At 69.5% G+C, this 24,214-nt stretch carries 24 protein-coding genes; 13 read left to right on the top strand and 11 right to left on the bottom strand.

Annotated features, from left to right (window positions below; translation table 11 throughout):
* Positions 1-6 precede the first annotated feature (6 nt).
* The 5 genes from EV216_RS11460 to EV216_RS11440 form a co-directional block, all read right to left on the bottom strand.
* Positions 7-792: an ABC transporter ATP-binding protein gene (locus EV216_RS11460; RefSeq protein ID WP_132695573.1), complete on the bottom strand. Its 786-nt coding sequence runs from the start codon at positions 790-792 to the stop codon at positions 7-9.
* Complete coding sequence (locus EV216_RS11455; RefSeq protein WP_341539362.1) at positions 780-1,772, bottom strand: FecCD family ABC transporter permease; 993 nt, start codon at positions 1,770-1,772, stop codon at positions 780-782. Before EV216_RS11455 ends, EV216_RS11460 begins: the two co-directional genes overlap by 13 nt.
* Positions 1,765-2,796: an ABC transporter substrate-binding protein gene (locus tag EV216_RS11450; RefSeq protein ID WP_132695571.1), complete on the bottom strand. Its 1,032-nt coding sequence runs from the start codon at positions 2,794-2,796 to the stop codon at positions 1,765-1,767. The genes EV216_RS11455 and EV216_RS11450 overlap by 8 nt, the downstream gene beginning before the upstream one ends.
* Complete coding sequence (locus EV216_RS11445; RefSeq protein ID WP_243642055.1) at positions 2,793-3,254, bottom strand: SAM-dependent methyltransferase; 462 nt, start codon at positions 3,252-3,254, stop codon at positions 2,793-2,795. The genes EV216_RS11450 and EV216_RS11445 overlap by 4 nt, the downstream gene beginning before the upstream one ends.
* A gap of 342 nt (positions 3,255-3,596) precedes the next feature.
* On the bottom strand, positions 3,597-4,145 hold the full coding sequence (locus EV216_RS11440) for a DUF2478 domain-containing protein (protein ID WP_132695569.1): 549 nt from the start codon (positions 4,143-4,145) through the stop codon (positions 3,597-3,599).
* Between the two features lie 509 nt (positions 4,146-4,654).
* On the opposite strand from EV216_RS11440, the gene EV216_RS11435 reads away from it, so the two are divergent.
* From EV216_RS11435 to EV216_RS11395, 9 genes are all read left to right on the top strand, one after another.
* A complete protein-coding gene (locus tag EV216_RS11435) occupies positions 4,655-5,458 on the top strand; it encodes a TOBE domain-containing protein (protein WP_132695567.1) in 804 nt (267 codons plus the stop codon).
* Between the two features lie 77 nt (positions 5,459-5,535).
* A complete protein-coding gene (gene modA, locus EV216_RS11430) occupies positions 5,536-6,300 on the top strand; it encodes a molybdate ABC transporter substrate-binding protein (protein WP_132695566.1) in 765 nt (254 codons plus the stop codon).
* A gap of 3 nt (positions 6,301-6,303) precedes the next feature.
* The gene (gene modB, locus EV216_RS11425) at positions 6,304-6,987 is read left to right on the top strand and encodes a molybdate ABC transporter permease subunit (protein ID WP_132695564.1); all 684 of its coding nucleotides are present in this window, start codon (positions 6,304-6,306) and stop codon (positions 6,985-6,987) included.
* Positions 6,984-8,111: a molybdenum ABC transporter ATP-binding protein gene (modC, locus tag EV216_RS11420; RefSeq protein WP_132695562.1), complete on the top strand. Its 1,128-nt coding sequence runs from the start codon at positions 6,984-6,986 to the stop codon at positions 8,109-8,111. The genes modB and modC overlap by 4 nt, the downstream gene beginning before the upstream one ends.
* 13 nt (positions 8,112-8,124) lie before the next feature.
* Entirely contained in the window at positions 8,125-8,877 is a 753-nt protein-coding gene (gene modA / locus EV216_RS11415) for a molybdate ABC transporter substrate-binding protein (protein ID WP_132695560.1), read from the top strand.
* Between the two features lie 5 nt (positions 8,878-8,882).
* Positions 8,883-9,701: an ABC transporter permease gene (locus EV216_RS11410; RefSeq protein ID WP_132695558.1), complete on the top strand. Its 819-nt coding sequence runs from the start codon at positions 8,883-8,885 to the stop codon at positions 9,699-9,701.
* On the top strand, positions 9,682-10,359 hold the full coding sequence (locus EV216_RS11405) for an ABC transporter ATP-binding protein (protein ID WP_207894001.1): 678 nt from the start codon (positions 9,682-9,684) through the stop codon (positions 10,357-10,359). Before EV216_RS11410 ends, EV216_RS11405 begins: the two co-directional genes overlap by 20 nt.
* Entirely contained in the window at positions 10,320-11,156 is an 837-nt protein-coding gene (gene modD / locus EV216_RS11400; protein ID WP_132695555.1) for a ModD protein, read from the top strand. The genes EV216_RS11405 and modD overlap by 40 nt, the downstream gene beginning before the upstream one ends.
* 106 nt (positions 11,157-11,262) lie before the next feature.
* On the top strand, positions 11,263-12,753 hold the full coding sequence (locus EV216_RS11395; RefSeq protein ID WP_132695553.1) for an NnrS family protein: 1,491 nt from the start codon (positions 11,263-11,265) through the stop codon (positions 12,751-12,753).
* 102 nt (positions 12,754-12,855) lie between these two features.
* Here the strand turns inward: EV216_RS11395 and EV216_RS11390 are convergent, their stop codons facing one another.
* Positions 12,856-13,695, bottom strand: coding sequence for a beta/alpha barrel domain-containing protein (locus EV216_RS11390; RefSeq protein WP_132695551.1), 840 nt, complete (start codon positions 13,693-13,695; stop codon positions 12,856-12,858).
* Between the two features lie 314 nt (positions 13,696-14,009).
* On the opposite strand from EV216_RS11390, the gene tsaA reads away from it, so the two are divergent.
* The gene (tsaA, locus tag EV216_RS11385) at positions 14,010-14,480 is read left to right on the top strand and encodes a tRNA (N6-threonylcarbamoyladenosine(37)-N6)-methyltransferase TrmO (RefSeq protein WP_132695550.1); all 471 of its coding nucleotides are present in this window, start codon (positions 14,010-14,012) and stop codon (positions 14,478-14,480) included.
* A gap of 231 nt (positions 14,481-14,711) precedes the next feature.
* On the opposite strand, the gene EV216_RS11380 is transcribed toward tsaA, so the two are convergent.
* The gene (locus tag EV216_RS11380; RefSeq protein WP_132541244.1) at positions 14,712-14,918 is read right to left on the bottom strand and encodes a TOBE domain-containing protein; all 207 of its coding nucleotides are present in this window, start codon (positions 14,916-14,918) and stop codon (positions 14,712-14,714) included.
* A 1,418-nt stretch (positions 14,919-16,336) separates the two neighbouring features.
* Between EV216_RS11380 and EV216_RS11375 the strand changes: the two genes are divergently transcribed.
* Complete coding sequence (locus EV216_RS11375) at positions 16,337-17,125, top strand: hypothetical protein (protein ID WP_132695548.1); 789 nt, start codon at positions 16,337-16,339, stop codon at positions 17,123-17,125.
* Between the two features lie 624 nt (positions 17,126-17,749).
* On the opposite strand, the gene EV216_RS11370 is transcribed toward EV216_RS11375, so the two are convergent.
* Positions 17,750-20,014, bottom strand: a complete 2,265-nt coding sequence (locus EV216_RS11370) for an adenosylcobalamin-dependent ribonucleoside-diphosphate reductase (RefSeq protein ID WP_132695546.1) — start codon at positions 20,012-20,014, stop codon at positions 17,750-17,752.
* 107 nt (positions 20,015-20,121) lie between these two features.
* On the opposite strand from EV216_RS11370, the gene EV216_RS11365 reads away from it, so the two are divergent.
* A complete protein-coding gene (locus EV216_RS11365; RefSeq protein ID WP_132695544.1) occupies positions 20,122-20,556 on the top strand; it encodes a DUF1489 family protein in 435 nt (144 codons plus the stop codon).
* Between the two features lie 13 nt (positions 20,557-20,569).
* Here EV216_RS11365 and hisG read toward each other — a convergent pair whose 3' ends face one another.
* The 3 genes from hisG to hisS are packed head-to-tail and all read right to left on the bottom strand — an operon-like array spanning position 20,570 to position 23,922.
* Positions 20,570-21,268, bottom strand: coding sequence for an ATP phosphoribosyltransferase (gene hisG, locus EV216_RS11360; RefSeq protein ID WP_132695542.1), 699 nt, complete (start codon positions 21,266-21,268; stop codon positions 20,570-20,572).
* Entirely contained in the window at positions 21,265-22,374 is a 1,110-nt protein-coding gene (locus EV216_RS11355) for an ATP phosphoribosyltransferase regulatory subunit (protein WP_132695540.1), read from the bottom strand. Before EV216_RS11355 ends, hisG begins: the two co-directional genes overlap by 4 nt.
* Before the next feature lie 3 nt (positions 22,375-22,377).
* Positions 22,378-23,922: a histidine--tRNA ligase gene (hisS, locus tag EV216_RS11350; RefSeq protein ID WP_132695538.1), complete on the bottom strand. Its 1,545-nt coding sequence runs from the start codon at positions 23,920-23,922 to the stop codon at positions 22,378-22,380.
* 83 nt (positions 23,923-24,005) lie between these two features.
* On the opposite strand from hisS, the gene EV216_RS11345 reads away from it, so the two are divergent.
* A complete protein-coding gene (locus EV216_RS11345; RefSeq protein ID WP_132695537.1) occupies positions 24,006-24,209 on the top strand; it encodes a SlyX family protein in 204 nt (67 codons plus the stop codon).
* Positions 24,210-24,214: the final 5 nt, after the last annotated feature.

Here is a 24,214-nt window from a genome sequence, read left to right as displayed (position 1 = left end):
TTCCCCTCAGTCGGACGGCCCGGAAAAATGCAATCGGCCCTCGGGCAGAGCCTCGCGCCGAACCGGGATGTCATAGAGTCGGGTCAGACGGGCGGCGGTCATCACCTCCGCCACTGGCCCCGCGGCAAGAACGCCGCCGCGTTCGATCAGCAGCGCCTCGTCGCCCAGTTCGGCCGCCTGGTCGGGATCGTGGGTGCACATCAACACCCCCAATCCGCGCGCGGCGAGCCCCCTGATTGCCTTGCCCACCCGGATGCGGTTGGCGAAATCGAGGCTCGCGGTGGGCTCGTCCATAGCGATGGCCTCGGCCCCCTGGGCGATGGCGCGGGCGAGCAGCACCATCTGCCGCTGACCGCCCGAAAGCCGCGTGATCTCGGCGGTCGCCAGATCGCCGATGCCAAGCAGCGCCAGCGCCGCCTCGGCCCGCGCGGTGTCGGCCGGGCCCGGCCGGGCGAAGGGACCCAGCCGCGTCGCCGCCCCCATCAGAACGAGGTCCAGCGCACGCCAGGCGAAGGGTGTAGCCAGGGATTGGGGCACATAGGCCAGACGCTGGGCGACCTGCGACCGGCCGAGACCGGCAAGGGGGGACCCGCCCAGAAGCACTTCGCCGCCCAGCGGCGGCAGCAAGCCCAGAAGGGTGCGGAACAGCGTGGTCTTGCCGACGCCGTTCGGGCCGAGCAGGCAGAGGATACGACCGTGATGCAGGCTCAGTCCGACCCCGGACAGGATCGTTCTTCCGCCATGACCCACGGCCAGCCCACGGGCCTCGACCAGCGGCGTCACTCCGCCCATGACCGCACGCCCCGCGCAAGCAGCCACAGGAAAAGCGGGCCGCCGAGCACCGCGGTGAGGATGCCCAGCGGGACCTCCTGCACCGCGATGCTGCGCGCGGCGGCATCGACCAGCACCGTCAACCCCGCCCCCATCGCCAGCGCCACCGGCAGCAGCCGGTCGAAGCGGGGCCCCGTGACCAGCCGCGCCATGTGCGGGACCATCAGACCGATCCAGCCGATCACCCCCGCGACCGACACCGCCGCCGCGGTCAGCAACGTGGCCGCAAGGATCACCAGCAGGCGCAGCCGCCCGGCCTCCACCCCCAGCGTGCGCGCCTCGTCATCGCCCAGCGACAGCAGGCCGATCCGCCACCGCAACGCGATCAGCGGCACCAGGCCGGCGAGGATGGCAGGCAGCGCCGCGGCGACATCGGCCTGCTTGATCCCCGCAAGGCTGCCCATCAGCCAGAAGGTGATGGCGGGCAACTGGTCGTCGGGATCGGCCAGCAGCTTGACCAGCGAGATGCCCGCCCCCGCCAGCGCCGCGACCGCCATGCCGCACAGGACCACGACCAGCACCTGTCCCATGCCGCGCAATGCCAGCGCGAGGCCCATGACCAGCCCGATCGTCGCGATACCGAAGGCGAAGCCCATCATCTGGATCGCCAGAACCGGCAGACCCAGCAGGATGCCCAGCACCGCGCCGAAGCCGGCACCCTGCGACACGCCCAGGATGTCGGGGGCCACCAGCGGGTTGCGGAAGATCGTCTGGTAGGCCGCCCCCGCCGCCGCCAGCGCCGCCCCGATCAGCGCCGCCGCCACGACCCGCGGCAGACGGATGTTCCACAGCACGATGGCCGCCTGCGGATCGGGCGGGCGGCCGGCGAGCGTGCCCGCGACCTCAATGGGCGACAGCGGGTATGGCCCCAGCATCACGCCCGCCGCCATTGCCCCCGTCAGATCCAGCAACAGCAGCGGCGGCGCCGCACGCTCACTCACCCAGAAGCCCGGCCAGCGCCGCGTCATCCGGCGTCACGCCGTAGAAGAGCGTGTAGAACCCAGCCACCTCGGCCCTAAGATCACCCTTGGCCTGCGCGGGATAAAGCTTGTGCGCCAGCCATTTCAGCCCGATCAGCCGGTTGACCGAGGGCGGGCTGTCGATGAAGCCGAAGGGCGCGGAGGGGGCAAGATGGACCCGGCCCTCGCGCACCGCCGGAATGCCCTGCCATTCGGGCATCGCGCCGACATTGGCCGCGAAATCGGCGTCGATGGTCACGATCACCTCGGGGGCCCAGGCCTGAACCTGTTCAGGCGACACGATGGCCAGCCCGTCCGGCCCGGCCTCGACCACGTTCCGGCCGCCCGCGCGCTCGATGATCTCGGCATTGATCGAGCCCCGCGCCGCCGTCTCGATCCCCTCGGGGCCGCGGGCGAGATAGACGGTCGGGCGCTGGTCCTCGGGCACTGTGGCCAGGATTGCATCGATTTCGGCGAATGTCGCCTCGGCATAGGTGGCCAGCACTTCGCTCCGCTCGGGCTCGGCCAGCAGGCCGCCCAGGTCGCGCAGGGTGGCGGGGATCGTCGGGAACGAGCCGTCGATCAGGGCATAGGGCGTGCCGGTCTGCGCCTGAACCCGTTCGGCAAGATCGCGATAGGTGGCGTTCACCGTGCCGTAATCGACGATCAGATCGGGCCGCGCCGTCAGCAGCACCTCGAGGTTCAGGGTATCGCCCTTGCCGGTGAGCCAGCCAAGGGCGGGCAGATCGCGGGAATCGGGCCGCAGGAAGGGCAGATCGGCGTCGCGCGGCGCGCGCACCCAGCCGACCATGGCCCGCGGCTTCAGCGTGTAGAGCAGCGTCGCGGCCGGCGGGCCCGCGGCAAAGACCCGTTCGGGATCGGCGGGCACCTCGACCTGCCGTCCGGTGGCATCGGTGATCGTGCGCGTTTCGGCGGCCGCAGGCAGCGCCACAAGGACAGCGGCAAGACCCCCGGCAACCCATGCGGTCAGGCGGACATGCGTCATGGCAGGACTCCGAATTCGGGCTTGAGGTCGACCAGCGGCGTGCCGTCGATGCAATCAAGGCCCCGCACGGTCAGGAACTTGCCCTCGACCCGCAGCAGCCGAACGAAGGACGAGGCGATCGGGTTGGGCCGAAGTGGCGAGCGCAGGGCGAAGGTGCCCACCGACTGCGCGTCGAAGCAGGGGTTCTGCCGCACGAGGTCGCGCCGCGACAGATGCATCCAGTACAGAACCTGCATCCGGTCCTTGCCCTCGACCCCGGCCAGCGCCGAAAGCCAGGGGGCATCCACCTCGATGTGGCACTCCGGCCCGTTTTCCGGATCGCCGCGCTTGGGGCAATCCTCGCGGCGCGCCCAGGGCGTCCGGATGCGGCCGATGAACCACACGCCGGCGTCGAATCCGCCGGGCAGATGCACGCATTCTTCATGCGGACGCATGGGGTCGGGGGCGGTGAGGGTCATGGATGTCCATCAGCTTTTGCCACATCGTTCTTCTTGCGGAACCGGCGGCCCAAATTCCGGAACACCGCCTCTGTTCCCTCGTCGCTTCGTTTCCGCGTCATGTCCCTTGGTCTCCCGTCATCCATGCCGGTCCGGGCGGTCGCTGCCCCGTAAAAGCGCGGCAAGTCTCTCGCTATATTGCATGAGTATATAGCGATGCTTCGGCCGCAAGGGTCAAGGGCGGTTCTTCCCGGTCCCGTGGCCAGGCGTCGGCGGTTCTGCCCGATTTTCAAGCACGCCGCGGCCGGGTTGCCCGGACGCGATGCCCCGTTCGAACCGTACGGCCGCATCCGCGGGATGCGGTCATTTCAGGGTCATGCACCAGTTCTGTCGGGTTCCCGGCAGATGCTCGGCCCTCATGGACTGCCACCAGTCCTCGAGGGCCGGTGCGCTGCCGGACAGGCGGACGGAAAGGCCACCCGTGTAGTCCAGCCAGTCCCGGAAGATCACCTGGGGGACGGGAACGAGAACCGGAAGGCCCAGATCCATCGCGCGTGCAATGACCCGCCGCCAGCCGCCGCCGCAGCGTTCGAGCCAGCCGAACCGGTTCAGCACGACGAGGTCGGGCCGCAAGTCGAGGACGCCCATGATCCGGGTCTCGATCCCGGCAAACCGCGGGTCGTGTGCGTCGGTCAGGATCAGGCGCTCTTCCCAGGGGAACAGCGTCACTTCGCGCCCGATGTGCCCGTCCCGACAGGCACCCCGCTGCACCATTCCGGCGACCCGATACCCTTGGCCTGTCAGACGCGAAACGAAGGCTGCGATCAGCGCGTCCGGCGGCTCTCCTGGCCCGTAGGTCACCGCGGCGATATCGCACTCGGCATCGAAGGGGAAAGGATCCGTGCCGGCCATGATCTCCTCCGAATGACGTTCGCCCGGCGCATCGTTATGTTTTTGGCATACATAACGATATCCGTTCCATGAAAGGCAAGCGTCCTTACCGCGCAGTCACGGCCCGGGACGCACGCCCTTTCGGCATTACGGCTATCCGCCGCCAGAATTCCAGGCGCCTGCGGAACCGCGACTTCGGGGCAAGTCGTGGCCGCGGGCCGGGGTGCGGCCGCCCTGAGCCCGGCCCGAGTCGCAACACCGGGATACCGGCGCGACAGACGCAGGGCGCCACCCCCTCCCTCTCCGGTGTTTCGGAAGTGCCCACAACCTGTGCAGGGTCCGGCGATCTGCCCAGGTTTTCACGGGGAACGGCGCCACAGATGACTACGGCGCCGCCTTTTCCGGCCCTCCCGGGGGGAATATCCGCTGTAAAGGTGACAGTGTTAACGAAAGGTCTTGCGCCCGGCTTCGGCGACTCGTTATGCAGAATTAATATATAGCGCTTTCGTCGCGAACCCGGAGCCCTGCTCATGTCGGACAGCACGTTGAAGGCAGCCCTGATCCTGCAGCGCGAGGGCGCGCCGCGGGTGGGGGGCGACAGGATCCGGCTGTTGCGGGCCATCGACGCGCACGGCTCCATCGCGGGCGCGGCGCGCGAGGTGGGGTTGTCCTACAAGGCGGCTTGGGATGCGGTCGGCACGCTCAACAACCTCTTCGCCCAGCCGCTGGTCGAGGCGGCGCCGGGCGGGCGGACAGGCGGCGGGGCGACGGTGACGCGGGCCGGCTTTGCGCTGATCGACTGTTTTTCCATGCTCGAGACCTCTCTCGGCAAGGCGCTTTCCGCAATCAACACAGGCCTCGCGACCTCTCCGGTTGGCGCGGTCAACACCCTCTGGAGCCTCCTGATGCAGACAAGTACCCGCAACACCTACCGCTGCACCGTCACAAAGGTCACGCAAGGCGCGGTCAACGCCGAGATCGACCTGGCGCTGACCGATGGCCACGTCCCCCTGACCGCGGTCATCACCGAGCGCAGCACCGAGGACATGGGCCTGAAGGAAGGCGCGGAGGTCTTCGCCCTGATCAAGGCGACCTTCGTGATGCTGATGGCGGGTGACGACCAGGGCCGGGTCTCGGCCTGCAACCGGCTGACCGGCACCGTCGCGGCGCGCGAGGACGGACCGGTGAACAGCGAGATCACGCTCGATCTGGGCGCGGGCAAGACGATCACCGCGATGATCACCCGCAAGAGCGCCGAAAGCCTCGGGCTCGACGTTGGCGCGACCGCCACTGCGCTGTTCAAGGCGAGCCACGTCATCATCGCCATGCCGTGATCCCCGACCCACTTCCCGCGCCGGGCCGGATGCGCGCCGGGCGCCGAATTCATGCCATGACCGAAAGGAGCTTTCCCATGACCTTCCGCAGAGCCATCCTGCGCGGCAGTGCCGCGGCCCTTCTCGTCTCTTTCGCCTTCGCCGCCCCGTCCCGGGCCGCCCCGACCCTCGTCGCGGTCGCCGCGAACTTCACCGAGGCCGCGAACGAGATCGCCGCCGCCTTCACCGCGGCCACCGGCCATACCGTCACCTACAGCTTCGGGCCGACCGGGCAGCTTTACACCCAGATCACCCAGAACGCGCCGTTCGAGGTGTTCCTCGCCGCCGACCAGGCCCGCCCGGAGAAGGCGGAGGCCGAGGGCCTGGCCGTGCCCGGATCGCGCTTCACCTACGCGGTCGGGCAATTGGTGCTGTGGAGCGCCGATGCCGAACTGATCGACGGCAGCGAGGCGGCGCTGAAGACCGGTGGCTTCACCCATGTCGCCATCGCCACCCCAGAGACCGCGCCCTATGGCGCCGCCGCGGTCGAGGTGATGCGCGCGCTCGGCATCCACGAGGCGCTGGCGTCGAAGATCGTGCAGGGCAAGAGCATCAGCCAGACCCACCAGTTCGTCGCCACCGGCAATGCCGAACTGGGCTTCGTCGCGCTCAGCCAGGTCGTTGCCGACGACGCGGGCTCGCGCTGGATGATCCCGCAGGATCTCTACACCCCGATCCGTCAGGACGCGGTCCTGCTGAAGACGGGCGCCGAAAACGAGGCCGCCACGGCCTATGTCGACTTCCTCAAGGGGCCCGAGGCGCGCGCGATCATCGAGAAATACGGCTACGCGCCGGGCGAGTAAGTCATGGCGGAGGGGCCCCTGCTCGATGCTGCGATGGTCGAGACGATCATCCTGACGCTGAAGCTTGCCGGCGTCACGACCGTCGTGCTGCTGCTGGTCGGGACCCCTCTGGCCTGGTGGCTGTCGCGGGCGGGCGGGCTCTGGAAGGAGGTCGTCGCCACCATCGTCGCCCTGCCCATCGTGCTGCCGCCCACGGTTCTGGGCTTCTACCTGCTGATCGCCATGGGGCCGAACAGCCCCCTGACCGCGCTCCTGGGGCGCAAGCTGTCGTTCACCTTCGAGGGGCTTGTGGTGGGCTCGGTGATCTATTCGATGCCCTTCGTGGTGAACCCGATCCGCAACGCCTTCGAAGCGATGGGGCCGCGGCCGATGGAGGTGGCGGCGACCTTGCGCGCCGCGCCGCTGGATGCATTCTTCACCGTCGCCCTGCCACTGGCGCTGCCCGGAATCTTTACCGGCGCGATCCTTGGTTTCGCGCACACGGTGGGCGAGTTCGGCGTCATCCTGATGATCGGAGGCGGCATCCCGGGAGAGACCAAGGTGCTGTCGGTGACGATCTTCGACTATGTCGAGACGCTGCAATGGGGCAAGGCACATATCCTTGCGGGCGGCATGCTGGCGATGTCCTTCGTCGTGATCCTGGCGATGATGCTGGTGGAACGCCGCCTGAACCGGGCGCGGCAATGATCGGGGCGGCGTTCCGGGGGCGGCTGGGCTCGTTCGACCTCGACACGGCCTTCGAGGTGCCGGGACAGGGGATCACCGCGCTCTTCGGCCCGTCGGGCTGCGGCAAGACCACCGTCCTGCGCGCCATCGCGGGGCTGATGCGGCTGCCCGAGGGGCGGCTGGTCGTCAACGGCGAGACCTGGCAGGAGGGGCGCCGCTTCGTGCCGCCCCACCGCCGCGCCATCGGCTATGTCTTTCAGGAAGCGAGCCTTTTCCCGCATCTCTCGGTCGAGTCCAACCTGCGCTTCGGCCTGCGCCGGTCACGGGGCGCGGCCCGGATCGGCTGGGACGAGGTTGTGGACCTTCTGGGCATCGGGCCGCTCTTCGACCGGCCCACCGCGATGCTCTCCGGGGGCGAACGGCAACGCGTCGCCATCGGCCGGGCGTTGCTGTCCCAGCCGCAACTGCTGCTGATGGACGAGCCGCTCTCCGCCCTCGACCGCTTTTCCAAGGACGAGATCCTGCCGTATCTGGAACGGCTTCACGCCAGCCTGTCGATCCCGGTGATCTATGTCAGCCACGACATCGCCGAGGTGGAGCGGCTGGCCGACACGCTGGTGCTGATGGGCGGCGGCCGCGTCCGGGCCGCGGGACCCATCGCCGCGATGCTAGCCGACCCCGCGCTGCCGCTGATCCGCATGCCCCAGCCTGCCGCGGTGATCGACGGCGCGGTGGTCTCGACCGATCCGGTCTATGGCCTGTCCGAGGTCGAGGTGCCGGGGGGGCGGCTGGTGGTGCCGGGCGATCTGGGCCCACGCGGCATGCGCCGCCGCCTGCGTATCCCCGCGAGCGATGTCAGCCTCGGCCGCCATGCGCCACTCGACACCACCATCCTGAACGCGCTCCCGGCCCGGATCCAGGGCGCCGAGCCCGAGCCCGGCCACCAGGTCACCGTGCGCCTCGCGCTTGGAGCCGACGGGCAGGGCGCCGCCCTACTGGCCCGGGTCTCGCGCAAGTCCTGGGACAGGCTGAACCTGAGGGAAGGCGAACTGGTCGTCGCGCGCCTCAAGGCCGTCGCCCTGGCCGACCCGGCGCCGCCCCTGTCAACCCGTGTCACGCCAGCGGCCAGGACCGCAACCTCTTGAAGGAGATATCGACATGCGATCCCGTCTGAGGCTCGGCCTCGTGCTCTCGGCCGCCTTGTACGCCGCCGGCGCCCATGCCGAAACGCTTTTCGTCTATTCCGGCGCCGGGCTGCGCCCCGCGGTCGAGCCCCTCGCAGAGCGGTTCGAGGCGGTGACAGGTCACAAAATCGTCCTCGAATACGGCGGCACGGGCCAGATCCTTGCCCGGTTCGAGACCACCGGGCAGGGCGATGTCTTCCTCGCGGGTACGAGGTTCTTCTCCGACACGCTGGAGGCTGAGGGCAAGATCGCGGGCGTGACGGCCCTCGGCATCCACGGCGCCGCGATCGGGGTGGCCAGGGCGCAGGCCGGAAAGATCGCCGGCGTGGGCGATCTTGCCCGCCCCGGACTCAGGCTGGCGCTGGGTGATCCGGAGGCGATGGCGCTGGGGCGCACCGCCGACGAGATCATGGAGACGTGCGGTGACGCGCAGGCTATCCGGGCCAAAACGGTCGTGCGCGCCACAACCCTGCAACAGCTTGCGCTCTACGTGGCCGAGGGCAATGTCGACGCCGCGATCCTGTCGGTCTCGGCCGCGCTGCCCCATGGCGAGAAGATCGCGCTGATCGGGATTCCGCAGGACTGCTACGCGGCCGAGGAGATCACCGGCGGCGTGCTCTCGACCTCGAAGCATCCCGGGATCGCGGCCGATTTCGTGGCCTTCCTCGCCTCGGACGAGGGCCGCGCGGCCTTCGACGCGGCGGGCTTCGGCCCGGCCCGGGAGTAGGCGGCATGCGGGTGCTCGCGGTCCTCGTCTGGGCGCCCCTCGTCCTGATCGTGGCCACCATCCTCGGGGCGGTCGGGGCGCTCGCCAGCCAGTTGCCGCTTGCGTCGCTCGCCGAGGCGCTGGCCTCGGACGAGACGCGCTTTGCGGTGGCGATGTCGCTGCGGTCCTCGCTGACGGCGCTGGCGCTGGCGCTGGCCCTCGGCGTGCCGAGCGCCTGGCTGCTGGCCCGGCGCCGGTTTCCGGGCAAGCCGGTCGTCGAGACCATCCTCGACCTGCCCATGGTCACCCCGCCGCTGGTCGCGGGCATCGGCCTGCTGTTCCTGCTGGGACGCGAGGCGCCGGTGGGCGGCGCGCTGAGTGCGATGGGCCTCGAACTGCTGTTCTCGCCCGCGGGCGTGATCCTCGCGCAGACCTATATCGCAACCTCGGTCATCGTGCGCTCGGCGCGGGCGGCCTTCGGCGCGGTCGATCCGGGCTTTGCCGCCAATGCCGCGACGCTGGGCATCCCGCCGTTCTGGGCGTTCCTGCTGGTCGAGGTGCCGATGGCGGGCCGGGCGCTGCTGGCCGCGGCCGTGCTGGGCTGGGCCCGCGCGCTGGGGGAATTCGGCGCGACGCTGATGGTGGCGGGCGCCACCCGGATGCAGACCGAGACGCTGCCGATGGCGGTTTTCCTCAACATCGCCAGCGGCCGGACCGACATTGCCATCGCCTGCGCGCTGATCCTGCTGGCGCTGGCCTTCGCGCTGCTGCTGGCGATCCGCCTGCTGACCGCCGAGCGCGACGACAGCCTGCGGGAGGATGCGGATGTCCGGTTTGCGGCTTGAGGGCGTGGCGAACGCGGTGCTGGCCCCGCTCGATCTGACCGTCAGGCCGGGCGAGGCGGTGGCGGTGCTCGGCCCCTCGGGCGCGGGGAAAAGCACACTGCTGAAGATCGTCGCGGGGCTCTTGCCGCACCGGGGCCGGGTTCTGCTTGACGGGGGCGAGCTGACCTGGCTGCCGCCCCATCGCCGCGGCATCGGCTACATGAGCCAGGATCTGCACCTGTTTCCCCATCTCAGCGTGGCGAACAACCTGCACCTGCCGCTGGTGTTCCGCGGCCTCGACCGCGCCGCGCGCGCCGCCCGCGTGGCCGAGACGCTGGCGCTTTGCGCCATCGACCACCGCGCCAGCCGCCGCCCCGCCAGCCTGTCGGGCGGGGAACGCCAGCGCGCGGCGTTGGCGCGCGCCCTCGTCTGCAGGCCGCGGCTCCTGCTGCTCGACGAACCCTTCGCCAATCTCGATCACGCCACCCGGGGCGCGCTCTGGCGCGAGGTCGATGCGCTGCGCCGCCGGCTGGGCATCACCGCGCTGATCGTCACCCATGACCCGGCCGAGGCTGCGGCGCTCGCCGACCGCTCGGTCCGCATCGCCGATGGCACCCTGACCGAAAGGACCGCCCCCTCATGTTCCCCCTCGATGACGACGCCCTGCTGCGCCTGCTGAAGGAAGACCTGCCCCATGGCGACCTGACCACCCGCAGCCTCGGGATCGGGGCGCTTCCGGGCGTGCTGACCATGCGCGCCCGCGGGGCGATGACCGTCTGCGGCAGCGAGGAGGCGGCGCGGATCTTCGCCCTGCTGGGGGCCGAGGCGGAGCTGCACGCGCCGACCGGGCAGCGGACCGCGGCGGGCGAGACGTTGCTCGTCGCGCGCGGCCGGGCCGAAGCGCTGCATGCCGGCTGGAAGGTCGCACAGACCCTGACCGAATGGGCCTCGGGCATCGCCACCTCTGCCGCCGGCATCGTGGACGCGGCCCGTGCGACCGCTCCCGGCATCGTCGTGGCCTGCACCCGCAAGCCCGCCCCCTTCACCCGCGCGCTGTCGCTGAGGGCCATCGTCGCGGGCGGCGCCGAGATCCACCGGACGGGCCTTTCCGAGACGGTTTTGCTGTTCCCCGAGCACCGGATTTTCGGCGGCGCCGATGCGCTCGCCCCCCAGATCGCGCGGCTGCGTGCCGCCTGTCCCGAGCGGCGCATCGTCGTCGAGGTCACGACGCGGGACGATGCCCTGCATGCCGCCGAGGCCGGCGCGGACGTGCTGCAACTGGAGAAATTCGCGCCCGAGGATGTGGCGGCCACGGCCGAGACGCTCGTGGGCTGGCCCGGCTGTCTTGCCGCTGCGGGAGGCATAAACGCGGCCAACGCCGCCGCCTATGCCGCGACCGGTGCGCAGGTGCTGGTCACCTCCGCCCCCTATTATGCCAAGCCGGCCGATGTCGCCGTCACCATCGAACCGGCCTGAGCTGCTGCGGCGGCGTCCTTGCCGCCCACGGCGGGGGCACTCTAAACTTGACAATTAGAATCACCTTTAATGATCCGCCACGACCCCACCGTCAGGAGCGACGAACATGCCCGATCTCGACATCACGCCCCAGACAGGGCGCGGCCGCGATGCCGGGGGCCGAGGGGGGATGGCCCGGATTGCCAGCGGGCGGCTTTACCGCGACATGTGGCTGTCGCCCAACCGGCCATTCTTCGCGCTCTCGGCGCTCTGGGCCGTGATCGCGATCCTCGTCTGGCATGTCGGCCTGCGACTGGGCCTTCCGGTGCCGAGCCTCGGAACCACGACGCTCTGGCATGCCCACGAGATGACGGTGGGGGTGGGTGGCGCCGCGATGGCCGCCTATTTCCTCACGGTCATGCCCAGTTGGACCGGGGCGCGGCGGGTGACGGGGTGGCCGCTGATCGGTCTGGTCGCGCTCTGGGCGCTGGCGCGTCTGGCCGCCCTGCTGGCCGAGACGCTGCCGCTGCCCCTGGTCCTGGCGCCGGGGCTGGCCTTCTACGCCCTGTTCACGGGGCTCTACCTTCGGGCAATCGTCAGCCAGCGGCGGTGGGACCGCTGGGCGGTCCCGGCCGTGATCGCATTCCTTGGCCTCGCGGATGCGGCCTTCGTGGCCACGGCGCTGGGGGCGCTTCCCTGGCCGGGCGAGGCGGAGATGACGCGGGTGCTGGTGCTGTTCTTCGCCACCAAGGTTTCGGTGATCGCGGGCAACATGGCGCCCGCCTTCACCGCGGGCTGGCTGGCGCCGCGCGGCGGGCCGCTGCCCCGGATCGACCCGCTGGCCAGCCGGATCGGGCTGGCTCTGATGCTGCTGGCCTTTCCGCTGACCCTGGCAGGCCCGACGGAGGCAGCCGCCGCCGTCCTGATCGCCGCGGGCGCGGCGCAACTCTGGCGCATTCGGCGCTGGAAAAGCCTTGCTGCAGCGCGCTACGCGCCCGCGCTGATGCTGCACCTCGCCTTCGCCTGGCTGCCCCTCGGCCTGGTTCTGACGGGGCTTGCGGCGCTGCTCCCCACGCCCTGGCGCGAGGCCGACGCGATCCACGCACTGATGATGGGCGCGATGGCGGGGCTGGCGATGTCCATCGCCTCCCGCGCCGCGGCCCGGCGCGAGGGCGGGGCGCTGCGGATCGGCCCGGTGCTGGGCGGGGCCTTCGCGCTGATCTGGGCCGCGGCCGGGCTGCGTCTTGCCGCGCCGCTCATGCCCGCGACCTACGAGCCGCTGCTCGATGCCGCGGCGGCGGTCTGGTGCGCGGGCTGGGGGATGTTCCTTGTCGCCTACGTGCCGGGTCTGCGCGGACCGGTGGCGAACCCGGTGTTCAACGTAGGCGGTCATGGGCATGGCAAGGGTCCGGCCATTGTCCCGCTTGCGGCCATCGCCCCGGCCCACGCCCCCACCCGCGGCGACGCCTGCACGCAAGGCGCCTGCGGCGGCGGCGGGCATGGCCACGGCCGGGGTGGCGGTTGCGGTGGCGGCTGCGGTTGCGGCGGCCACGGGCATGGCAGCGACTCGGGCAGGGGCGCGGCACGGGGCCCGGGCCTCGTCCTGCCAAAGGTCTAGCCGCCGCGCCAGCGCCGGTCCGTTCGACGGTGACGATGCGGGCGGGCAGGACGTGGGGCGCCACGAGATCCGCACCGCCCCCATCCCGGGCGCGATCGCGGCTCAGCCCGCCTCGAACGCCACGTCGATCTCCTCGGGCGCGGAATGGTAGGGCGCCGAGGTCGACAACACATGCGCCCCCGAAGTCGCATAGGCCGCCGCCATGTCCTCACCGATGGATCCCGTCACGACAAGTTCGCCGTTCCAGCCGGCCGCCAGAGCCCGTGCCGTCGCGGCGACCTCGGCCGGCGTCATACGCGCCAGCTGGACGGTGTCGGCCCCGTATCCCGCGGCACAGAGCGCATCCTCGCAGGAGCCGACCTCGACCACGATGCCCTGGCCCGGATCGGCCGCGCGCAGCTGACGGATGCGCGCGACAAGGCCCTCGTGCCCTCCGAAGGCCCGGTGCTCGGCAAGAACCAGCACCGCATCCCGCGCCCTGCCACGCTGCATCGCCACCCCGCCTGCCGTCACCGCCTTCAGCGCCAGCGGTCGCGCACCGGGGATCGCCTTCTGCGGGCAGGCGACGACGATCCCGGGATTGGCCGCCCGCGCCGCCCGCACGATCCCGGCTGTCGATCCGGCCACGCCCGAGGCCCATTCGATCAGCCCCTGCACGGACTGCCATCCCGACAGAAGCGCCGCCGCCGGCCCCCGCGCGGCCAGCAGCAGGTCGCCCGGACCAACCGTCGCGCCGCTTTCCACCGCGACGTCCGCCGCACAGCCCAGCAACGCGAACATCCGCGCGCCTTCCTCGGTGCCGCAAGCGGTCCCGGGGGCGCGGGCCCGCATCGCGACCGTGGCCAGCCGGTGCCCAAGGGCGGGGCTGGACCCGGCGTGTGCGGCGGTTGCCGGATCCCGTTTCAGAAGGCAGGTCAGCGCGGTGTCGTCGAGAAGAAGCATGTCATCGGATCCCTTGCATCACATCGCCGCCGCAGACATGGGCAAACCCCGGTCGAAACGGGCAGAAAACGGATATCCGCCAGATGCCTTTCCCGAGGCGGCAGCCTGCCGGTTGCTCATCCGCTTGTCCGTGCCTAGCGTGTCAGGCGATATGTGAGTCATCTTTATAGCGACGATGAAGCAGGAACCGTGCCAAGCCGTTTCGCCGGGAAACCGGCGCATCCGGTCGAGCGTTCGTCGCGAATCCGACGCGGATGTCGCTTTGGCCACACGCGAACGGCCCTGCAAGGCCCAGATCGAGGAAAGGACATAAAATGGAAGGCACCAAGGCGACCATCCGGGCCGGAGAAATCTTCGTCCCCATTCCCCGCCAGGCCGATGCGCTGGTCTGGTTCATCGGCCGCTTGCGCACGCCCTGGCAAACCGCGCGTGACTGCCCCCGCCAAGGCGACCCGGTCGCGGGCCCCGTCTGCCGGATCGAGATCGCCCCGCACTGGGCCGAGGCGCTGGCAGGCATCGAAACCAGGGACCGACTGCAACTGCTCTACTGGATGGACGGCGCCCGGCGCGACCTTGTCCGGCAGAGCCCCCGCAACGATGGCACCACCATCGGCACCTTCGCGATGCGCTCGCCGAACAGGCCCAACCCGGTCGCCTCGTCGGTGGTGACCCTGCTGGGGCGCGAGGGCAATGTACTGACCGTGCGCGGGCTCGATTGCGTGGACGGTACGCCCCTGATCGACCTCAAGCCCGACTACGGCGGGCAGCCCTGCCCGAACCACTGAGCGATTGCGGGGCCCTTCCTCCAGCCGCACAGCCACCAGGACCGGGCACCGGGGCGCCCGGGGACCACACAATCACGCGTGCTCCCGGGACCGCTGCTTCATTGTCGAGACATGCGGGGGCCCAAGCCAGAGGGTTTCGTGCCCGGATTTTTTGGGGGGGGTGCGAGACAGGGCGCCACGCGAGATGTCGCCCCGTCGGGCAGGCGATGTGACGCCGTGCGAGGCTCGGCCCTAGTGCTTGCCGACGATGACGTCGGTCGACTTGATGATGGCGCTCGCCTTGTCACCCACCTTGAGCCCCAGATCGGATGCCGCCTCGTTGGTGATCGATGCCGTAACCGTCGCACCGCCGACGTCGATCTTGACATGGGTCGTGACGGTTCCCGTCTCGACTTCGGTTACTGTGCCAGCAAGGATGTTTCGTGCACTCAGCTTCACCTTTCGGTTCCTTTCGGTTCCTTTCGTTGGGAAAAGCCGGTCTGACGGCCCAAACCCGTATCGGCCGTCGCCCTTGTTTCCGCCACGCAAGCCTTTTGGAAATATAAGAAAAACATTCATATCGGGGTCTGCTGGACCGGCGCTGCTGGCAAGGGGCGAGCAGCCTGAGCCCGGTATCGTGAAGGGGCACGCAACGTCGCGCGCGAAATCGTGCGACGAACTGATGCCCTTGGGGTTACCCCGCGCGACGCGGAACCCGTGCATTCGACAGGTGATGTTCGCCATGGTGCGAGTTCCATGCCAAAGCCGGTTGCAAGAGATCGAATGACAGCACGGTTCGACAACGCAATTCCCGCTGGCAGTTCTCGCTGCGGTCCGCACGAACGGCCGCGAACCACGCCGCATTGCGGCGGGGAACGAACCGGTCGAAGAAACTCCGGGTCGCTTGCCCCCTTGCATCTTGTCCGGTGACATTGACGTTGCAGAGCGAGCTATCCTGCGCATTCCCGCCGCTCGGGCATAGCACAGCGAATCTCTGATGAAAGATCGAGGCTACGGCCGCCCGTGAGCGCTGCGAATGGCAGCTCTTCCAGATCTTGGCGAGCCGCTTCGCCTCTGCAGCGAACGGCAGCTATCCGCCCAGCACCACCGATAGAGCATCCTGTCGGGCTACCCCGGTCCTTCGACGCACCGGGGACGGTGGTCCGGTAGAGCCTTGTCCGATCGCAGCCTACGGTTCACGGGCAATCTCCTCTCGCGAACCGCAGGACGCGCCAGAGACCATGGCCCTCATGCCCGCGGCAAGTCTGCAGGATCCAGGATGCAGGATGCAGGATGCAGGTGACCGAACTCGGCGGCTGTCCTGTTCCATCGGCGCCGAGGAATTCGCTTCGGGTTCTCCCAAACCAGCCAATGTACCTCCTGTCGATCCCAGGGAGAATGGCATGTCTGCCCCAGTGCCGAACATCGCGATCAGGACTGCCCGACGGTCGGCGGTCGCCCAAGGCGCCACCGTCGCCGACGCGATCGGCGCGCGATCTTCCCATGACCGGCGGCGGGATCGGGCACCGGATACATCTCGACCTCGCCGGGAACGCGCGCCCTGCGAAGCGCCCGCCCAGGAGTGGCCCCTGATGCGCGATCACGGCCCACCGCCCTCCGGCCCCCGCGACGCCAATCGGCCGACCGCCGGCCGCCGCCTGCTTGTGGTCTGCAAGGGCTTCGGCCGGTCCGTCCCCGAGGGGCTCCGGAAGGTCGGCCACCGCGGTCTCGAAGTCCGCGAGGCGACCGGGAGCCCCCTGATGGGCATGGCGGGAACCATCCGCAAGGGCATGAGCGAGGTGGCATCCGTCCGCGGGCCCGCGCCCCCGACCAAACGGGGCATGCGGTGATCGGGTGCCCGCATGACCCCGCATGACATGGAGATCGAGGAGACCGGGCAACCGGATGTCCGGACCGTGCGTTTCCGCGGCAAGCCGACCGATATCGTCCTGTCGCCGCGGGCGTTTCAGCCGCTCGGCGTCATGGCCACGCCGCGCGAGGCGGCCCTGGAGCTTCGGGACCGCCTTCTCGAACAGGATCTCGCCGATGTCGCGACCTGGCTCGCGCTGCGCCATCCCGGCGCCGAATTCATCCTCCTCGCGCAAATGCACTACAGCCAGCCCGCCTTCGTCGCGGAAATCGCCTATGTCGTCGTCAAGACCGAACCGCAGGCCCTGAGACGCAGCCTGCGCGCGGAGGCCACGCGGGTGCTCTCGGCCCTTGGCTGGCACATCGCGCCCCGCCGGGCCGATGTCTACGACGCGGGTCAGGCCCCTCCGTTTCCGGCGGCCCATGGCCGCATGGCCGCGTTCGCGCGCGTCGCGGCCGCCCTGTCGCTCGTCGGTGCGGGCGCGCAGTATCCGCGGAGACGGGCCGCGCGGTGCCGGCGCTGCCGCGGCACCGACGTCATTCGGGTGGTGGATGGACGACGGCTGCGGTGGGGCGCGGCGGAGCAGGTCTGGGCTCCCTGCGATCCCTGGTCCGCCACGCCCGCATCGGAGCCGCCCGGATATACCTGCCGTGCCTGCGGGCACCGCGATGCCGTCTTCCGGTACACCGACACAGGCGAGCCCTGCGACTGGCTGCGCGGGCTGTTCGCGGGCGAGGTGCTCTCCGACGCGCAGGCGGCCCTTGTGAAACGGGCGCGCTGTCTTGAGCTGCGGTGACGCGGGCCGCGGCCATCTCGCACGCCGGTCGACCAACCCTGTCCGGGCCGGCCGTCGCTATCTGCCTGCGCCGGGCGCGACGAGGCGCATGCAGGTCACGCCGCGAAATCCGCCATCGTGGACATGAAGGGGCGGCCCAGGCGTGGTCCAGTTCCTGCACGGCCCGCGACCGTTGACCGGCACCGTGCCGGGACCGTGATCGTGTAGTAGCCATCGGGTGCGGTCCGCGATGGACGCGCCGACCGCCGGACGAGGATATCGGCCGTCCCGGGCCGACGGTCCGGATCGTTGCGCCTCCGGGTCACGACGGGGATGCCCGTCAGGCCCCTCCGGCTGGCAAGGCGATCGGCACCGGCGAAGAGCCGGTTCCCCGTGCCGAAGGCCCGATCACGCGGGACGCGCCCGGCCAAACGCTCCGTCCCCGGCGCTCCTCCAGGGGGCGAACCTCTCCTCCCCCCGTCAGGCCGACACCCCGCGCCGAAGCCTCCCATCCTGCCGGTCGATACGATCTCGCAGCCGAAATCGGCCCGATGGAAGAATTAACCGTGTTTTAATGGAAGTTTTCTGCCCAAAATGGAAGATTTACGCGTGTAATCAAAGTCGTCAAATTTATGGATCCTGACCCTAGCTGCACTTCGAGTGACCGCAATTCATGCAGGTCATGCAGCCTTCGACCATGCGCATCTCGTAGGCGCCGCAGGCCGGGCAGGCGGGGCCGCGGGGGGTGTCTCCGACGGCCATGGCCTGATAGCGGGGGTCGGATTTCAGGCCCATGCCCTCGCCCTCGATGAAGCCGATCGAGACCATGTGCCGTTCGATCACGCCCCCGATCGCCGCCAGGATCGAGGGGATGTACTTGCCCTGCATCCAGGCCCCGCCGCGCGGGTCGAACACGGCCTTCAGTTCCTCGACCACGAAACTGACATCGCCGCCGCGCCGGAACACGGCCGAGATCATGCGGGTCAGCGCCACGGTCCAGGCGAAATGTTCCATGTTCTTCGAGTTGATGAACACCTCGAAGGGGCGTCGGCGCCCGGCCATCACGATGTCGTTGATGGTGATGTAGATCGCGTGTTCGCTGTCGGGCCATTTCAGCTTGTAGGTGCTGCCCTCCAGCGCCTGCGGCCGGTCGAGCGGGTCCGACAGATAGACCACATCCGCGCCGGTCTCGGCCTCGGGCCGTTTCTCGGAGCTTTCCGCGACCGTCAGCACCGAGCCCGTCACCTCGTTCGGCCGATAGGTGGTGCAGCCCTTGCAGCCCGTTTCATAGGCCTGCATGTAGACGTCCTTGAACGCCTCGAAGCTGATATCGACGGGGCAGTTGATGGTCTTCGAGATCGAGGAATCCACCCATTTCTGCGCGGCGGCCTGCATCCGGACATGTTCGGCCGGGCTCAGCGTCTGGGCGTCCACGAAATAGTCGGGCAGCGGCGCATCGCCGAACTTCTCGCGCCAGAGGCGGACGGCGTGATCCACCACCTCCTCCTCGGTGCGCGAGCCGTCGCGTTGCAGCACCTTGCGGGTATAGGCATAGGCAAAGACCGGCTCGATCCCCGAGGACACGTTGCCCGCGTAAAGGCTGATCGTTCCGGTGGGCGCGATCGAGGTCAGCAGCGCGTTGCGGATGCCATGTTCGGCGATGGCGGCGCGTACATCCGCGTCCATATGGGCCAGTGCGCCGCTGGCCAGGTACTTGTCGGCGTCGAACAGGGGAAACGCCCCCTTTTCCCGCGCCAATTGCACCGACGCCAGGTAGGCGGCGCGGGCGATGCGGTGCAACCAGCGCTCGGTCTGACGCGCCGCCTCATCGGATCCATAGCGCAGGCCCACCATCAGCAGGGCGTCCGCCAGACCCGTCACCCCCAGCCCGATCCGCCGCTTGGCGCGCGCCTCGGCCTCCTGCTGCGGCAGGGCGAAACGCGACACGTCCACGACATTGTCCATCATCCGCACGGCGGTTGCCACCAGATCGTCCAGCGCGTCCTCGTCGAGTTCCGCCAGCCCCTCGAACGGCTCGCGCACCAGCCGGGCAAGGTTGACCGAGCCCAGCAGGCAGGCGCCATAGGGCGGCAGGGGCTGCTCGCCGCAGGGATTGGTGGCGGCGATGGTCTCGCAATAGGCGAGGTTGTTCATCGCGTTGATGCGGTCGATGAAGATCACGCCCGGCTCGGCGTAATCATAGGTCGCCCGCATGATCCGGTTCCACAGATCGCGGGCCTCGATCGTGTGATAGACCTTGCCGCCGAAATGCAGCTCCCACGGCTTGTCGTCCTTGACCGCCGCCATGAAGGCATCCGTCACCAGCACGCTGAGGTTGAAGTTGCGCAGCCGTGCGGGATCCTGCTTGGCGGTGATGAAGGCCTCGATATCGGGGTGGTCGCAGCGCATCGTCGCCATCATCGCGCCGCGGCGCGAGCCCGCGGACATGATCGTGCGGCACATCGCGTCCCAGACATCCATGAAGGACAATGGCCCCGAGGCATCCGCCGCCACCCCCAGCACATCGGCGCCGCGCGGCCGGATGGTCGAGAAATCGTAACCGATGCCGCCGCCCTGCTGCATCGTCAGCGCGGCCTCCTTGAGCATGTCGAAGATGCCCGCCATGGAATCGGGGATGGTGCCCATCACGAAGCAGTTGAACAGCGTCACCGACCGCCCGGTGCCCGCGCCCGCCGTGATCCGGCCCGCGGGCAGGAAGCGGAAATCCTCGAGCGCGGCATAGAACCGGTCCTCCCAGAGGGCGGGATCCGCCTCGGGGGCGGCCAGCGCGCGGGCGATGCGCCGCCAGGTATCCTCGACCGTCAGATCGACGGGCGTGCCGTCGGCCGCCTTGAGGCGGTATTTCATGTCCCAGATCTGTTCGGCGATGGGGGCGGAGAAGCGGGTCATCTGGGGAATCCTCGGAAAGTCGGCGGGCCTTCCACAATACGGGTCCGCCTTGAACTCCGCAACAATTAGCCTAGGCTTGGCGTTCATCAACAGAATCTGGGGGCAGGATGGCGGCGGCCCATGTCAATCTGGTGAAGCTCTGCGTGGGCGCCGAGCGGGTCGAGGATCTGATCGACTGGCAGCGAAACCCACGTGCCCTCGGGCCTGACGGGCTGCCGTGCCATGTCACGCGGATGTGGCCGAAGCGCGCCGACGAGGTGCTGGCGGGCGGCTCGCTTTACTGGGTGTTCAAGGGGGTGATCCTGGCGCGGCAGCGGGTGCTGCGGCTGGACCCGGTGACCGGGGCGGACGGGATCGCGCGGTGTGCCATCGTGCTGGACGCACAGGTGATCCGGACCGAGGCCGCGCCGCGCCGACCGTTCCAGGGCTGGCGCTATCTCGACCCGCGCGAGGCGCCGCGCGACCTGTCGGGCGCCCGCGCGCATGAGGACAGCCTGCCGCCCGGGCTAATGGCGGCGCTGGCCGAGATCGGGGTGCGCTGAGGGCGCGCGCGCCTCAGGCGTCAAGCCCCAGACGTGCGGCCAGCGCGCGGAAGCTGTCATGCGCCGCCCCGTCCCAATTCGCCGCGCGCGCCTTGAACAGCGTCGCCTGGCTGCGGTGGATCAGCCCGTCGGACAGGATTTTCAGGTGGTTCGCGCGCAGAGTCTCGCCGGTCGAGGTGATGTCGGCGATCGCCTCGGCGGTCAGGTTCTTGACCGTTCCTTCGGTCGCGCCCTGGCTGTCGACAAGCTGGTAATCGGCAACGCCCGCCTCGCGCAGGAAGTCGCGCACCAGCCGGTGATACTTGGTCGCGATGCGCAGCCGGTGCCCATGCGCCGCCCGGAACGCCGCCGCAGCCGCGTCCAGATCGTCCAGCGTGTCGACATCCGCCCAGCAGCGCGGCACCGCGATCACCAGATCGGCATAACCGAAGCCCATCGGTTCCAGCGCCACGACGCGCGTTTCCCAGTCGGCGATCCGCTCCTGCACCAGATCCGACCCCGTGACGCCCAGATGGATCCGACCCGCGGCCAGTTCGCGCGGGATCTCGCCCGCCGAAAGCAGCACCAGTTCCACCCCCGCGATGCCCTCGACCGCGCCGGAATATTCGCGTTCGGACCCGGTGCGGCGGATGTTCACCCCATGGCCCGCGAACCAGTCGAAGGTCTTGTCCATCAGCCGCCCCTTGGACGGCACGCCCAGCTTCAGCGTCATTGCCCGCCCTCCCGTGTCAGGGCCAGCACCAGTTCGGGCCGGATCACGCCGCCCACCGCAGGCACCGCGCGGCCCTGGCCCAGGATGCGGGTCAGCGCGTCATAGCGCCCGCCCGAGGCCACGGGCGGCAGGTCGGGCCGGGTTTCGGCGTAGAAGCCGAAGACGAAGCCGTCGTAATATTCCATCGTGGTGCGGCCATAGCTCGCCTCGAAATCCAGCAGATCGACGTCGATCCCCTGCCCCTCCAGCGCCTCGAGCCGCGCTTCCAGCAGGTCGAGCGCGGGCGCGATGGCGGGCAGGTCCACGGCGATGTCGCGCAAATGGGCCAGCGCGTTCGGACAGGTTTCGCGGATCGACAGCATGTCGTCCAGCAACTCGACCTCGGCGGGCGAAATCGGCGGTTCGGCCGCATCCTGCACCAGCGTTTCAAGGCGCGCGGCCACATCCGCGCGCGAGCGCAGGCCGATCTCGGGTCCGGCCGCGTCCAGGATCGCCGCGACCCCCTTTGCCTCGATCTCGGCCAGAAGCCGTTTGCGCGCCTCGGGCACGGGCGCGCGGCCGCCGAACCGGTCCAGCAGCGCGCGGAACCGGCGCGGGCGCCAGACATGGCGGCGCAGCGCCGCCTTGCGCTTGGGCGTGGTCGACAGCCCCCCGATGGCGGCCAGCAAGAGCCCGATATCGCCGGTCGCCGCGCGCAGGCCAAGCGGTGACAGCACCTCGGAGAACAGCGCGAACACCTCGGCATCGGCCTCGGCCGGGTTCTCGCCGCCGAAGAGTTCATAGCCCACCTGGATATATTCGTTGGGCCGGTTCGGGTCGCGTTCCTGGCGGCGGAACACCTCGCCGCAATAGGTGTAGCGCGCCGGATCGCCGCCCGCCTGCATGTGCATCTGCACCACAGGCACGGTGAAATCGGGGCGCAGCATCTGTTCGCCCCGCGCCGCATCGGCGGTGACATAGGCGCGCGCGCGGATATCCTCGCCATAAAGGTCCAGCAGCGTGTCCGCCGGTTGCAGGATCGCGGCCTGCACGGGGTCCGCGCCCGCATTGCGGAAAAAGGCGTGCAGCCGCTCGGCCTGCGCCAGGATCTCGGCCTTGGACGCCATCGCTCAGTCCCCGTTCCGGGCCAGCAGCCGTTTCACCTGTGCCACCAGCTCGGCGCGCGGGGCCTCGAACTGGGCGGGCTGCGACTTCCATTCCTCAAGGCTGGCGCTTTCGGCGATCTTCGCGCCCAGCACCAGATCCTTGATCTGGACGACATCGCGCGCGGCCTCGTCGCCGCCCTGGATGACGGCCACGGGCGAGCCGCGCCTGTCGGCGTATTTCAACTGGTTGCCGAAATTCTTGGGGTTGCCCAGGTAGACCTCGGCGCGGACGCCCGCGGCGCGCAACTCGCCCACCATCGCCTGATAGTCGGCCATCCGGTCGCGATCCATCACGGTGACGATGACGGGACCCTGCATGGTCTGCCCCGCCCGCCCCTTGGCCCGCAGCGCAGCCAGCAGCCGGTCGACGCCGATCGAAACCCCCGTCGCGGGCATCTTCTGGCCGGTGAAGCGTTCCACGAGGCCATCGTACCGCCCGCCCCCCGCGACCGAGCCGAACTGCCGCGGCCGGCCCTTTTCGTCGAGGATCTCGAAGGTCAGCTCGGCCTCGAAGACCGGGCCGGTGTAATAGCCGAGGCCGCGGACCACGGAGGGGTCGATCACGATGCGGTCGGGGCCGTAGCCTTGGGCGGCGAGCTGAGCGGCTAGCAGGCCAAGCTCATCCACGCCCTCCTCGCCCGTTTGGCTGCCTCTTACGGCGGAGCGAAGGTTAGCGAGGGTATCAGTGTTAGTAGCACCCTTCGAAGTGAGAAAGGCGACGATGGGCTCGATCTGTTCAGACGCCAAGCCTAGGCCGTCGATGAAGGCGCCAGAAGCGTCAAGTCGGCCACGACCCAATAGTTCCCTTACTCCCACTTCGCCCACTTTGTCGAACTTGTCGATCGTGCGCAGAACGTCGTCGCGCAAGTCGCTGTCTTCAGCCGTGTAACGCAGCACGTTTGCCATGGACGGCTTTTCAAGCAGCCTTTCGCCTTTGTTCAAACCCGTTGCAGCTACCGCATCCAAAACCCCGTCCAAGACCTTGCGGTTGTTCACCCGCACGATGTAGTCGCCGCGCTCGATCCCCACGGCCTCCAGCGCGTCGGCCAGCATCGCGCAGATCTCGCCGTCGGCGGCCACCGAGGCCGCGCCCACCGTGTCGGCATCGCATTGATAGAACTGGCGGAACCGGCCCGGGCCGGGTTTCTCGTTGCGCCAGACCGGCCCCATCGCGTAGCGCCGATAGGGCGTGGGCAACTCGTTGCGGTATTGCGCGGCGACGCGGGCCAAGGGTGCTGTCAGGTCATAGCGCAGCGCGACCCAGTCGCCATCCTCCTCCTGCCAGCCGAAGACACCGGCATTGGGGCGGTCGACATCGGGCAGGTACTTGCCCAGCGCGTCCAGCGTCTCAACCGCCGAGGTTTCCAGCGGATCGAAGCCGTAGCGGTGATAGACCGCGGCGATCCTGTCCAGCATCGCCTTGCGCTCGGTCACGTCCGCGCCGAAATAGTCGCGAAAGCCCTTGGGCGTTTCGGCCCTTGGGCGCCGGGGTTTGGTATCCTTGGCCATGGCTGTCTCGCCCGTCCCTTGCGCTGTCGCGCGGGGTCTAGCGGATGGGGGGCGGCGGGGCAAGGTGGCGCAGGAGGACAGGCATGGCCGAGGGATGGGCACTGGAAGAACGGATCGCGCAACTGATCCGCGAGGTCGAGGACCTGTCCGACGAACTGGCCCGGCGCGGACGCGAGATCGACCTCTTGCGCCGACAGGTGGACATGCTGCTGGACCGCGAGGCCGGGCGCGAGTTCGAGGCGGGCGGCACGGTGCCGCTGGCCGACCAGAAGCCGCCGCACTGGTAGACGCC

Source organism: Rhodovulum steppense, assembly GCF_004339675.1.
GTDB lineage: Bacteria > Pseudomonadota > Alphaproteobacteria > Rhodobacterales > Rhodobacteraceae > Rhodovulum > Rhodovulum steppense.
This window is presented reverse-complemented; position numbering and strand designations above follow the sequence as displayed.

Coding starts and splice junctions, on each gene's coding strand:
- modC (WP_132695562.1), top strand. CDS start 6,984: ATGATCGGGGCGGCGTTCCGGGGGCGGCTGGGCTCGTTCGACCTCGAC.
- EV216_RS11445 (WP_243642055.1), bottom strand. CDS start 3,254: ATGACCCTCACCGCCCCCGACCCCATGCGTCCGCATGAAGAATGCGTG.
- EV216_RS11410 (WP_132695558.1), top strand. CDS start 8,883: ATGCGGGTGCTCGCGGTCCTCGTCTGGGCGCCCCTCGTCCTGATCGTG.
- hisS (WP_132695538.1), bottom strand. CDS start 23,922: ATGGCCAAGGATACCAAACCCCGGCGCCCAAGGGCCGAAACGCCCAAG.
- EV216_RS11365 (WP_132695544.1), top strand. CDS start 20,122: ATGGCGGCGGCCCATGTCAATCTGGTGAAGCTCTGCGTGGGCGCCGAG.
- EV216_RS11460 (WP_132695573.1), bottom strand. CDS start 792: ATGGGCGGAGTGACGCCGCTGGTCGAGGCCCGTGGGCTGGCCGTGGGT.
- tsaA (WP_132695550.1), top strand. CDS start 14,010: ATGGAAGGCACCAAGGCGACCATCCGGGCCGGAGAAATCTTCGTCCCC.
- EV216_RS11375 (WP_132695548.1), top strand. CDS start 16,337: ATGGAGATCGAGGAGACCGGGCAACCGGATGTCCGGACCGTGCGTTTC.
- EV216_RS11390 (WP_132695551.1), bottom strand. CDS start 13,695: ATGCTTCTTCTCGACGACACCGCGCTGACCTGCCTTCTGAAACGGGAT.
- EV216_RS11405 (WP_207894001.1), top strand. CDS start 9,682: ATGTCCGGTTTGCGGCTTGAGGGCGTGGCGAACGCGGTGCTGGCCCCG.
- modD (WP_132695555.1), top strand. CDS start 10,320: ATGTTCCCCCTCGATGACGACGCCCTGCTGCGCCTGCTGAAGGAAGAC.
- EV216_RS11435 (WP_132695567.1), top strand. CDS start 4,655: ATGTCGGACAGCACGTTGAAGGCAGCCCTGATCCTGCAGCGCGAGGGC.
- modB (WP_132695564.1), top strand. CDS start 6,304: ATGGCGGAGGGGCCCCTGCTCGATGCTGCGATGGTCGAGACGATCATC.
- EV216_RS11370 (WP_132695546.1), bottom strand. CDS start 20,014: ATGACCCGCTTCTCCGCCCCCATCGCCGAACAGATCTGGGACATGAAA.
- hisG (WP_132695542.1), bottom strand. CDS start 21,268: ATGACGCTGAAGCTGGGCGTGCCGTCCAAGGGGCGGCTGATGGACAAG.
- EV216_RS11440 (WP_132695569.1), bottom strand. CDS start 4,145: ATGGCCGGCACGGATCCTTTCCCCTTCGATGCCGAGTGCGATATCGCC.
- modA (WP_132695566.1), top strand. CDS start 5,536: ATGACCTTCCGCAGAGCCATCCTGCGCGGCAGTGCCGCGGCCCTTCTC.
- EV216_RS11450 (WP_132695571.1), bottom strand. CDS start 2,796: ATGACGCATGTCCGCCTGACCGCATGGGTTGCCGGGGGTCTTGCCGCT.
- EV216_RS11345 (WP_132695537.1), top strand. CDS start 24,006: ATGGCCGAGGGATGGGCACTGGAAGAACGGATCGCGCAACTGATCCGC.
- EV216_RS11395 (WP_132695553.1), top strand. CDS start 11,263: ATGCCCGATCTCGACATCACGCCCCAGACAGGGCGCGGCCGCGATGCC.
- EV216_RS11355 (WP_132695540.1), bottom strand. CDS start 22,374: ATGGCGTCCAAGGCCGAGATCCTGGCGCAGGCCGAGCGGCTGCACGCC.
- modA (WP_132695560.1), top strand. CDS start 8,125: ATGCGATCCCGTCTGAGGCTCGGCCTCGTGCTCTCGGCCGCCTTGTAC.